14 protein-coding genes and 3 pseudogenes are annotated in these 9807 nt (G+C 33.2%); all 17 read right to left on the bottom strand.

What is annotated here, in order from left to right; all coding sequences use genetic code 11:
• Positions 1 to 155: 155 nt before the first annotated feature.
• Positions 156 to 728: a hypothetical protein gene (locus tag ACFORF_RS04090; protein WP_380425743.1), complete on the bottom strand. Its 573-nt coding sequence runs from the start codon at positions 726 to 728 to the stop codon at positions 156 to 158.
• Positions 721 to 1461 carry an ABC transporter permease gene (locus ACFORF_RS04085; protein ID WP_380425747.1) on the bottom strand — a complete coding sequence of 247 codons (741 nt, stop codon included), beginning with the start codon at positions 1459 to 1461 and terminating at the stop codon, positions 721 to 723. Before ACFORF_RS04085 ends, ACFORF_RS04090 begins: the two co-directional genes overlap by 8 nt.
• Positions 1451 to 2350: an ABC transporter ATP-binding protein gene (locus ACFORF_RS04080; RefSeq protein WP_380425741.1), complete on the bottom strand. Its 900-nt coding sequence runs from the start codon at positions 2348 to 2350 to the stop codon at positions 1451 to 1453. The genes ACFORF_RS04085 and ACFORF_RS04080 overlap by 11 nt, the downstream gene beginning before the upstream one ends.
• Positions 2343 to 2603, bottom strand: a complete 261-nt coding sequence (locus tag ACFORF_RS04075) for a hypothetical protein (protein WP_017649764.1) — start codon at positions 2601 to 2603, stop codon at positions 2343 to 2345. Before ACFORF_RS04075 ends, ACFORF_RS04080 begins: the two co-directional genes overlap by 8 nt.
• Positions 2590 to 3675 carry a radical SAM/SPASM domain-containing protein gene (locus tag ACFORF_RS04070; RefSeq protein ID WP_093998654.1) on the bottom strand — a complete coding sequence of 362 codons (1086 nt, stop codon included), beginning with the start codon at positions 3673 to 3675 and terminating at the stop codon, positions 2590 to 2592. Before ACFORF_RS04070 ends, ACFORF_RS04075 begins: the two co-directional genes overlap by 14 nt.
• The gene (locus ACFORF_RS04065; protein WP_380425739.1) at positions 3672 to 4736 is read right to left on the bottom strand and encodes a radical SAM protein; all 1065 of its coding nucleotides are present in this window, start codon (positions 4734 to 4736) and stop codon (positions 3672 to 3674) included. Before ACFORF_RS04065 ends, ACFORF_RS04070 begins: the two co-directional genes overlap by 4 nt.
• A 67-nt stretch (positions 4737 to 4803) precedes the next feature.
• Positions 4804 to 4914, bottom strand: a complete 111-nt coding sequence (locus ACFORF_RS11150) for an HGH motif RaS-RiPP peptide (RefSeq protein WP_430767870.1) — start codon at positions 4912 to 4914, stop codon at positions 4804 to 4806.
• Positions 4915 to 4991: 77 nt separating this feature from the next.
• Positions 4992 to 5855, bottom strand: coding sequence for a helix-turn-helix domain-containing protein (locus ACFORF_RS04060; RefSeq protein ID WP_380425737.1), 864 nt, complete (start codon positions 5853 to 5855; stop codon positions 4992 to 4994).
• Between the two features lie 249 nt (positions 5856 to 6104).
• Positions 6105 to 6287 carry a DUF5966 family protein gene (locus ACFORF_RS04055; protein ID WP_380425745.1) on the bottom strand — a complete coding sequence of 61 codons (183 nt, stop codon included), beginning with the start codon at positions 6285 to 6287 and terminating at the stop codon, positions 6105 to 6107.
• A pseudogene (locus ACFORF_RS04050) lies at positions 6267 to 6500 on the bottom strand (nucleotidyl transferase AbiEii/AbiGii toxin family protein); the annotation flags it as partial. The pseudogene ACFORF_RS04050 and the gene ACFORF_RS04055, both read right to left, overlap by 21 nt.
• Complete coding sequence (locus ACFORF_RS04045) at positions 6497 to 7087, bottom strand: type IV toxin-antitoxin system AbiEi family antitoxin domain-containing protein (RefSeq protein WP_380425735.1); 591 nt, start codon at positions 7085 to 7087, stop codon at positions 6497 to 6499. The pseudogene ACFORF_RS04050 and the gene ACFORF_RS04045, both read right to left, overlap by 4 nt.
• Before the next feature lie 57 nt (positions 7088 to 7144).
• Positions 7145 to 7573, bottom strand: a complete 429-nt coding sequence (locus tag ACFORF_RS04040) for a CHAP domain-containing protein (protein WP_380425733.1) — start codon at positions 7571 to 7573, stop codon at positions 7145 to 7147.
• Positions 7573 to 8060 (bottom strand): annotated as a pseudogene (locus tag ACFORF_RS04035) (hypothetical protein). Before ACFORF_RS04035 ends, ACFORF_RS04040 begins: the two are co-directional and overlap by 1 nt.
• 76 nt (positions 8061 to 8136) lie before the next feature.
• Positions 8137 to 8718, bottom strand: coding sequence for a CPBP family intramembrane glutamic endopeptidase (locus ACFORF_RS04030; protein ID WP_380425731.1), 582 nt, complete (start codon positions 8716 to 8718; stop codon positions 8137 to 8139).
• Between the two features lie 2 nt (positions 8719 to 8720).
• Positions 8721 to 8954, bottom strand: coding sequence for a transcriptional regulator (locus ACFORF_RS04025; protein ID WP_380425729.1), 234 nt, complete (start codon positions 8952 to 8954; stop codon positions 8721 to 8723).
• A gap of 9 nt (positions 8955 to 8963) precedes the next feature.
• A complete protein-coding gene (locus tag ACFORF_RS04020; RefSeq protein ID WP_380425727.1) occupies positions 8964 to 9347 on the bottom strand; it encodes a hypothetical protein in 384 nt (127 codons plus the stop codon).
• A gap of 9 nt (positions 9348 to 9356) precedes the next feature.
• Positions 9357 to 9638: pseudogene (locus tag ACFORF_RS04015) on the bottom strand (hypothetical protein); the annotation flags it as partial.
• Positions 9639 to 9807: the final 169 nt, after the last annotated feature.

Here is a 9807-nt window from a genome sequence, read left to right as displayed (position 1 = left end):
TTTGGTGAATAGAATAAGTTAAAATTTATGATAAATTTTAACCTAGTTTAGAAAGATATAGTTAGTTTAATAAAGAGGATTACCTAAGTTAGGTAGTCCTCCAACCTTCGTATAGTGAAATGATATACTTTGAGCATATCAACTAAATCTCGAATCTAATTCAGAAAGATATCCAACAAATCTGCATAGCTAGCAAATGAAGTTGGAAATACTAGGCCTGAATAAAATAACATAATAGTATTAAATAAATTTAATAAGACCGAGATTCTTTTAAAACGTTCAGTTAACTTAATTGTCAAGACATAAATTACCAAAAATGAAATACAATTAAGTGCTATAATTACCATCAGACCGACCATATCTAAAGAAGGAATAGTGAATTTCTTATAAAAAAATGGGTAAGATAATAAAATTGAAATTGAAAATATAAATGTTGACCAGATAAAATAGATCACTGAACGAGTAATATAAATCATCATTGGTGTACGTTTTGTTGTGCTAATATTTGCATATTGATCTGTTCGAATTTCGTATTCTAACTCTTCATTCGCAAGTAAGATTATATTAGTCATCGAATAATAAATAAAAAAATTAATTAAGTTTATTGGTTTATCACTATCAAAAATAATAATGATACCTGTAATAAAAATTAAAGAGTATATAACTTCACAAATACTATCAAACAGATATCGAGCTTTATAATTAAAATATCTTCTCAATTCAAACATGGAAGAGACTACCTCTTTTCTTAGCTATTTTTAATAAAGCAATAAATAGAAAACTTCCAACTAACCAATATAAAGCACCATAAATAATAATAAAAAATACATTCTGATATGATGGAGAGATAATAAAATTTCTCAAAGCATAATAGGGGAAGAATTTACCTACTATTCCAAATAGACCACCTAGTGGCGCTAGTATGCCAGTAAAGTATAGCATAAAGTAAGAAATTAATGATGTAATGCTAGATGTACGATTAAAAATAAAACAGAGACTGGATAAGCAAAAACCAAAGCCATACATGCTAATAATGCTTAGCATACATGCAGCGATACTCCCAACTAATTTAAAAAAATCATCTGGAAAATTAATATGATTAATCATGGATAAAACAATAAAGATAGGAATTGCTTTGACAAAATCTACCAATATTTGAACTATGATTTTAACCATTAATACATGTAAAATACTTTTACTGCTCTGAATGATGCTTATCAGAGTACGATCATAAAGGTCATCTTCAATAAAGAATGTTGGATGTGTAATAGCATGACTTGTAAAGTACCAAGTAAATAGTAAACATAATAACAAATACTTACTCTGTACATCTTTAAAGTATTGGAGATAAGCTGAAACCATTATTAGGATTCCAAAATTTGCAAAAAATAAATTAAATTTAAACTGTATCATCTCTTGCAGCTGTCGCTTCAACTCTCTCCTTATTTCTTTAATCATGATTAATAACCTCATACAATATTTCTTCAATACTTTCTTCAATTTCTTCAAAAAATATAATATTAAAATTATTGAAGATATAATTTTTTATATGACTTTCTTTCACTTCAACAATTAATCTCTCATTGTCTACATGATAAGATAGCTCGGGAAATTGTTTTTCAAAGGACTCTTTCTCAAAGTATGAAATACCAATTCTATATTTAGTCCACCTATTATTTTTTCCAAAAATTTCTGAGAAACTGCCTTCTTGCTTTATTTCTCCTCTATTCATCACGCAAACTCTTGTTGAAATCTCTTCTGCAAAATATATGTCATGTGTAGTCATCAGAACTATGGTTCCTTTTTCTTGGCTTAGGGCCATTAATAATTTTGCAAATTGTTTTTTTGCAATGATATCTAAACCATTTGTAGGCTCATCTAAACACAAGACTTTTGGATTGCAAAGAAGAGCAATAATCAGAGACAATTTTTGCCTCGTTCCTTGTGACAATTCAGATACCAATACATTGGTGTAGGCATTAAAGTCAAGTATTTCAAATAAATTCTCTAAATCCTTCTTAATCTGATTCCGTGAAATTCTATTCAAGTGCAAAAAATAGTCAATGTTTTGATTTGCAGTTAAATACTCATAGTACCCCCTACCGCTTTCTAAAACAAATTTGACATCCTGATGAATAGCTACTGAATCATTACTATTGCCAAAAACAAAAACATGACCTGAATCTTGTAACATTAGACCCGAGACAATCTTTATCAAAGTGGATTTACCCGCACCATTAGCACCTACTATAGACACGACTTCTCCTTTATCCACTTCAAATTTTGGTATATTCAGTACGATGTTACCATGGAAACTTTTTTTGATGTTGTAAACTCCAACCTCACTCATTAATAATTACTCCTAGTGATATTAGATTTTTTAAAATCGTATTTTCAATCTCAAATACATCTTCTTTTTTAATTTTATATTTTCTTAAGAGAAGCGTTTGAAAATCAGTTCCACTTCTTAATGAATCAATGAAATCATAATAAACTTCTGTCACTTCATACAATTCTCCATTTAATTTATTGAATAAAATTGTATTTTGTTCTGTTTGAAAATTAGGCTCAAACCTAATAAACCAATTTTTACTTATTTGCATGTATGATACACCTCTTATCATATTCTCGTTTCGAAACAAATGCCATGGCATAGCAACCTCCACCACAATCTTTAAAAAGTTTACAATCCTTACATTTGGTATCATTTGACCAAGTAGTTCTATTTAATCTATCTACGCCAGAACTCCATACTAATTCAAAATCATTAGTAAGCAAATTTCCCATTAAATGAGTTTCATCATGCAAAAAAGGACATGGATATACATCTCCATGCATATCAATCTCAAATTCTGTTTTTTGAGCTGGACAATAAAGTGGTGAATTATATTCAACTCCGTTCTTAATTGCAAGTGACCATGGATGACAAAACGGTGATGTTAAAAATTTCATACCTTGATTGCTAAATTTCATTATTAAATTATTGTAATAATCAGCATATTGTTCATCCGATACTAGTAATCTATTATGAATAGAAAAAATAGAAGATAGTTGAATGCGTCGCAAGCCTTGCTTATAGCAAAAATTAATAATTTCATCCAGTTCGTGAATATTTAGAGAACTGATAACAATATTGACCAACAATTTCTGATAGTGCTTACTCAAACAATCTTTAACAAAAGAACATATTTGTTCTAAAGGGTTTATATCAATCTTATTTGGTCTAAGTTTATCAAAATTTTCAATTGAATCTATACTAATTTGAATAGAAGAAAATTTATCCAAATTTGAAAGAATATATTTTCTACTCTTTTCTATAATTACTCCTGTAGTATGAAGTTTCACAAGAATCCCCAGCTCAACTAGATAATCTACAATTTTGGAAAATTCGGGATGTAAAGTTGCTTCACCCCCAGTCAAATATACTTCATATGGTAGTTGAGGTAATTTAGCAATTATAATTTTTAAATTATCAAAAGAGAGAAAATCCTCTTCTTTTATCACAAAGCAATACGGACACCTAAAATGACAAGCATTGGTAATTTTCAAACCAATTTTAAGGGGAGATACAGCTTTTTCATTAGTATCACTTTTCAATCTAGAATATATGTAATATGGTAAATCAAAATCATTTCCCAAATTCTGTGATATTTCCAGTATATTTTGCTGCTTCATTTAAAAGTACACCTCCTATAACTAAAGGCTAGTTCTGGAAAAGAATTTGCATAGGCAATTCCAGGACAAGATGCTGCTAAACTGCAATGGGCACATTTTAATCCTTTACTAGAATGCGATAGAATACTGGTTTGGATTTGAAAATCCCTTTCAGAAAGTTCCTCTATAGCATTTTGGTAGATATTTCCAATCTTTAATTCATCATATGGAAACTGATCCATGAAATGGAAAATGTCTCCCTTTCCATCAACAGTCCAATGTAATAAATCAGTATTAAATTGATGTATTTCATTTTCTACAGTGTAATCTGCACTCTTTGATTGAATTTCAATAGGATAAATAACCGTTAAATTCATATCACTCTTACTTTTTGAATGTATCTTCTCAATTTTGTTACCAAAAAATAAGTATCTTTCATAGTCAACCAATGGTACTAACCGCTCTCCTCTTCGTAAGGGATATACAGGAGATACTGAAAATGAAGTTACTCCAAGGTTCCTAACAAGTTCATAAACTTCAACTATTTCATCAATATTATAATGCGTAACTGTCATATTAATTCGTACGTTTATGCCATATTGAACAATGCATTTGATATTGTTAATTACAGTATCAAAATCATCGCTCCCTCTTTGCTTTTTGTAAGTTTCTTTTAACCCATCTAGACTTAGCTGAATATAATCTAATTCATCCATCAATTCAGATAAAATTTGGATATGATTCTCATTCAAAAGAACACCATTTGTAAATAACTCGATAACGGGGAAATTATTTTTAGCGAATTGTAAAATTTCTAACCAACTATCATGAACTAAAGGTTCTCCACCAGTAATCGTTACGTGATAAGGATTCAATAATTTTATTTTTTCTAATGCAACTTTTATCTCATCTAAGGAGTGATGGGCGATCTTATTTTTTCCTGCCCAGCAGTGTCGGCATCTTTGATTACAATTTTCTGTAATTTTGAATCCTACATAAAGAGGAGCTATTGCCTTTTTTAAATGAATTTCATTTTTTACATATAACTTATTCCAGTTAGTCAACCAAAGACGTTCGTCCATTTATTGATTCTCCTACTACAAATAAAATTTATAAAATTAAGGAGGAAAATTTCCTCCTTAATTTTATTTAGTGCCCGTGAGATTTTGAAGTATCACGAGAAAGAGCAACAAAAGTCAAATCAATTTTATTGATTGATAAATCAAGAACTTTTGCTTCTTTTTGACTATCAATTTTCATGAAGTTGTCCTCCTTAATTTGATAACTCTATTATATCTTTTTGAAATAAGTGTCAAAGTTTTTCCCATATCTGCTGATTAGCTATGTTCTCCTAAAATTTTTTCTAAATGACCTTTATAAGTTTTTGCCAAGTGGTTACTGCCTGCTAATTTCATTGCAGCGATACACTTTCTCATTTCAATAATTGCTTTACAATCCTTCTCTTTTTTATAGTGATACAGATGTTGTGCATACTGAAACACCAATCGCTCATAAATTTCAGTCTCAGTGAAAAAGCATTGGTTTAGTTGTTTTTCAAAATACAGAGCATCCAGAAATTTTCCTCTCTCAACACATGTGATATATCCATTTAATAACATTGATGAGATTAATCGTCTATTATTTGGAATTTCTTTATAGAAATCAGAACGCCTAGACATTTCTCTAGCCAAAACCATGAAAACATCATGTTTTAGGACATCTAAAGTATTTGAAAAAATCAATAGTTCATAATACCCCCAGTATTCCACACTAAACAAATAGTCGGTTAAATCGTCCAAATCCTTTTGATTATAATAAGCTTCTCCTGATAAATCTTGTAAGCGAATTTTTAATAAAATAATATTAAGCTTATGAAATTTCTCCTGTTTAGGATCTGACTCCATTTGAGAATAGAGTAATTTTTTCAACCCATCAATATCATGATTAGATACAAAATGCCTAATCTTTGACAAAAGTTCATTTAATTCATCACGATGAAAATCATGAACGGCATACATAAATTCGTCAATAGGCATGTTGATTTCATCTAAGATAAGCATGAACTTAGAAATGGTTAAATCTGTCTCTCCTTTTTCAAATCGAGATAGCTGAGACGTTGATATACCAGCCTTAGCGACATCTTTTAATCGTAATCCTCTAGATTCTCGAAACTTTTTAAAAATTTCTCCAAATTTTTTCATCATACACCACCAATAAGCATATATGGGAATATTTTTTCTTTGACATCATAATAGCATACAATTTAAAAAAACAAAAGTGAGGATTTACACATGAAAAAGCAAAAATTATTGTCTCTGTTATTGCTAGTTTTTGAAGGCATTATTATTATCGTTGTTGGCTAAGTTTCCTTTCTATTGGAGTATGAGCTAGACATTTGACTTTATATCTTTCTATCTAAAAGGGCTACCTGGGTCCAGGTAACCCTTTTGTTATTCTTCCATCCAACCTCTAACTACTTTTACTACAAGTCCGAGGGCAAGTAGCACGTTAAAAGCGATATAAATCCCAGTAAAGCTCCAAATACCATTAACTGTTAAATCTTCGACATAGAGTATCTTTCTGTAGTAAAAAAGAGGTAAATCCCATCCTCTCTCCGATTTTAGAATGATCATAAGAGATATAGTTGTTCGTTTATCTAAGCCAATCATCTGTCCGATAAGGAATCCACCTTTCACAATGAAAGAATCTTTATACCGACTTTCAGAGATGAGTTTTAAGATTTTCTCAATCAAATAGTTCTGCTGAACTTGTTGAGCAGGTATCCCTTTTTCTCTTGCGATATTCTTAATTTTCGCTTTGAAACTATTGGCATTTGAAAATTTCACGACAATACCTCCACATAAGATTGTAGCTTTTCAGTGACTTTAAATAGTTGTGCATAGTGGTACAACTTGACATAATTCACAGCTCCTTTTTTAAAGTAAGCTTGAAACGCTGGAGTAATGACTTGAACATCAACATGATAAGCTGTTCGCAAACACTCTACCAAAGTTCGTTCCATATCATATACTGAGATAAACTGCCCAGCCTGTCGTTCTAGTTTTATAATACCGATTTCATGATGTTTTCTAGCAACAATCGGCTTAACACCAGCTTCTTTCATTATCCTCGTGTTCGTCCCAAAAGGAAAACTCATCACAGGTTCAAATGGAACAGTAAGAGAAAGGCTATGTAACCAAAGTGCTGTGTCTAAGGAATAAATTCCTTTTGGAAAACGATACTGTAAACTAAAGAAATCATCAATATAGGTATCAGGCAGATGATAAATCCCTCTTTCAATTGATTCCAATTTACCTTTTGTGACTAATTGATTCAATTGTTGGTAAGAAAAGTTAAGCTCTTCCATATCACGAAAAGTTATAATGCCATGATTTTTTATATAATTATAAACAGGTTTCTCTAACAGATCCATATCGCCACCTCCTAAACAATATGCTAACAAATTATTGAAATGTTAGCATATTGTTTTCTATTTCGTCGTATATGCAAAGCTAATCGTACTATCTACTCCTGATAACTTACGGAAAGTATAATTAGGATTGCCATTATAGTTGGTCTCTGAGATAAGGAAAGACCCATCTGGGTAAACCTTCTCGACAAATGCTACATGACCGTAAGCGGCAGGGGTTCCATGAGCACCTCCCGCAAAGGAAATAATTACTCCTGCTTTTGGTACCTTGCCTGTTTCACCACCAAGACGTGCTGCTGTTGCCACCCAATCTTGACCATTCCACAAGGGATTTAAGACCTGATTCTGTCCTTCGCCTAAGAGATAGGCAAGGCGTTCCAAGGGCGGTTGATTAGGAAGACTATCATAAAGCAAGACTAGCCGATGGCAGAAATAGCCAAAGGCAAGCCCTAAAATACCAAAGATAAAAGCTTTTTTCCCTGAGACCATTAGAGAATGACCTCCTTTGTTTTCACAGCAGAGGGTTCTGACATCACAATCTGTTCCTTAGCTTGTGCGATTTCCTCATCAAGGGTTTTATCCATAGTTAGCCCTTGCAGTTTTTTGGATTGGAAACCAACTTTTGAAGTAACTCATCTAAGTGCTTGTCTAAGAGCGACTTATCCTTAGCATAGAAATGAAGGTAATCTCCTTGCCAACTAATGGCAATAGGAAGGTTTTCTGATTCCACCAATTCCTTGAATTTCTCCACATCAACTGGTTTATCCAAAATGTCTTTTGAGATATTCAGCGACTCAATGGCATATGGACTTTGAAGGAGTTCTTCTAACTTTTGAACCCCAACTTTATAAGCCGAGTCTTGTGCTAGGGCGTGTCTGGCTGACCACTCTAAGAGTTTGAGAAGGACCTTCACCGTAAACATAGCACTCCGTTCCGCATATTGAATCGCCTGGCGTTCCTGTTGTTCGGATGACATCATTTCCTCCTTTATATGATTCCCCATCAAAACAATAGGGTGCTTTCATGATACGAAAGCACCCTTGATTTTGGTATCACAATAAAGATAGGAAAAAGACGATTCCATTCCAAGACAGATGAACGAGAGTTGAGTTCAAGCAGTCCGTTTGCCATCGCACTATACCAAGTATGAGACCTAAACTCCCATAAAGCACCCAAGTGAATAGACTGGATGGGTGATGAGCTAAGGCAAAGAGGAAACTCGTTAACACAACTTGACTCATTGGTTGAGACAAGACTCTCCACAACACTTCTCGGTAAAAGACTTCTTCCACGACACTGGCATTAAGGAGAAAAAGAATAAAGGACAGAACAGGAATCTGGTCTTGAACAGTCACTAAGGTTTCTTGGTTTGGTTCGCTTCCTGAAAATAGAGCACTCATAATAAGAGCAATACTTACCATGACACCTAGACTACCAAGTAACCAAAGCCCTCTCTCCTTCAAGGATAGGTTTCTTTTCGGTATCTTAAACCTTTTCCAGCTCCACAATAGCAGAGCTAGAAACGTCACTTGTAAAACTGTTAACCATACCCCATTTAGCCAACCAACTAGGTACAAACTCACTAGGAGTACATTGACATGAATGGCTCCGTACATAACTACTAAACGTTTCATCTCTACCTCCTAAACAAGTCTTCATAGTCAATCTCTAAAACACTCACTATTTTCTCCACCCATTTGCCTTGTGGCATCAGGCGATGAGATTTGTAGTGACGAAAGGTTTGGTAGAGACGGTTAAACTCACTAGGGTAGACGTATTGGCCCTTAAACATCTGTCGAGCAAGGTAAGCCCATGACAGTCCTTTTTCCATAACGATAATTTCCAAATTTTCCCAAAAACGTTCGTTCATAGCTCCTCCTTATGTCGTCATGTCCTTAAAAAGATGTTCACGAAAGGAAACCACTTTTTGACTTCTCGGAAGAAAGGTTCTCGCTTCTTCTAAACTCATATCGGGATACACGTTATCCTCACAAACCACAATTGGGAGACGAAGATTCTGGTCAGGTTTCCGTAGAACCAACGTCATTAACTCACTCAATTTCATCTCTCTATGACCTTTAAATCGTTGTTGCGAAGGGGATAAGAGCGTAAAACAATCACTGCTTTTGGTAAACAACCTCAGTAATTCCTCACGTGATAGATGACTCACTTCTTTACAGGAGTAGGAAATACCATGCGAGTCACAAAAAGACAGGAGTTTTTGATTCCGACTGGTGTTTCGACTTAAATAGATTTCTAACATCGTTTCCTCCTACACAGATAGCTCCTTCTCTAATGCTTGAGTTGGTGGGATAAACACCTTACTCATATCAATAGGTAACCTGCCTTCACCAAAGCACTTCACTGTTATTAATGTGGTGACGACATCATTCTTATCATTCCAAGTATAGCCTTGCCCATATGCCCTAAAGGCGAGATCGTTCTCATCCGTTAGATAAGTATCAACACCATTTTTGATGTCTTGGGTTTCAATAAATTCAAAAATACGATGTAAGTTGGACTCATAAGCTAGTGGAACATTCATCTCCTTATATTTCTACAAATACAAATGTTGAAGAATAGCAATTCTGCACAGTATATTTATATAAAAACAAAAGGCTCTATAATTTCTGTAGTGGGTAGCTCCCCTGCAGAGATTATGGAGCCTTTTTGAATGTAGAAAAAAAGTCCCATATGACCTATAATGAAAAGCGACTAAACCA

This window comes from Streptococcus caprae, assembly GCF_042649745.1.
Classification (GTDB): Bacteria; Bacillota; Bacilli; order Lactobacillales; family Streptococcaceae; genus Streptococcus; species Streptococcus caprae.
The sequence above is the reverse complement of the archived record's forward strand: the minus strand, read 5'-3'. Positions and strand labels throughout refer to the sequence as shown.

Coding starts and splice junctions, on each gene's coding strand:
- ACFORF_RS11150 (WP_430767870.1), bottom strand. CDS start 4,914: ATGAAAATTGATAGTCAAAAAGAAGCAAAAGTTCTTGATTTATCAATC.
- ACFORF_RS04020 (WP_380425727.1), bottom strand. CDS start 9,347: ATGTTAGAAATCTATTTAAGTCGAAACACCAGTCGGAATCAAAAACTC.
- ACFORF_RS04080 (WP_380425741.1), bottom strand. CDS start 2,350: ATGAGTGAGGTTGGAGTTTACAACATCAAAAAAAGTTTCCATGGTAAC.
- ACFORF_RS04025 (WP_380425729.1), bottom strand. CDS start 8,954: ATGAACGAACGTTTTTGGGAAAATTTGGAAATTATCGTTATGGAAAAA.
- ACFORF_RS04090 (WP_380425743.1), bottom strand. CDS start 728: ATGTTTGAATTGAGAAGATATTTTAATTATAAAGCTCGATATCTGTTT.
- ACFORF_RS04055 (WP_380425745.1), bottom strand. CDS start 6,287: ATGATCATTCTAAAATCGGAGAGAGGATGGGATTTACCTCTTTTTTAC.
- ACFORF_RS04065 (WP_380425739.1), bottom strand. CDS start 4,736: ATGGACGAACGTCTTTGGTTGACTAACTGGAATAAGTTATATGTAAAA.
- ACFORF_RS04070 (WP_093998654.1), bottom strand. CDS start 3,675: ATGAAGCAGCAAAATATACTGGAAATATCACAGAATTTGGGAAATGAT.
- ACFORF_RS04040 (WP_380425733.1), bottom strand. CDS start 7,573: ATGGTCTCAGGGAAAAAAGCTTTTATCTTTGGTATTTTAGGGCTTGCC.
- ACFORF_RS04060 (WP_380425737.1), bottom strand. CDS start 5,855: ATGAAAAAATTTGGAGAAATTTTTAAAAAGTTTCGAGAATCTAGAGGA.
- ACFORF_RS04045 (WP_380425735.1), bottom strand. CDS start 7,087: ATGGATCTGTTAGAGAAACCTGTTTATAATTATATAAAAAATCATGGC.
- ACFORF_RS04030 (WP_380425731.1), bottom strand. CDS start 8,718: ATGAAACGTTTAGTAGTTATGTACGGAGCCATTCATGTCAATGTACTC.
- ACFORF_RS04075 (WP_017649764.1), bottom strand. CDS start 2,603: ATGCAAATAAGTAAAAATTGGTTTATTAGGTTTGAGCCTAATTTTCAA.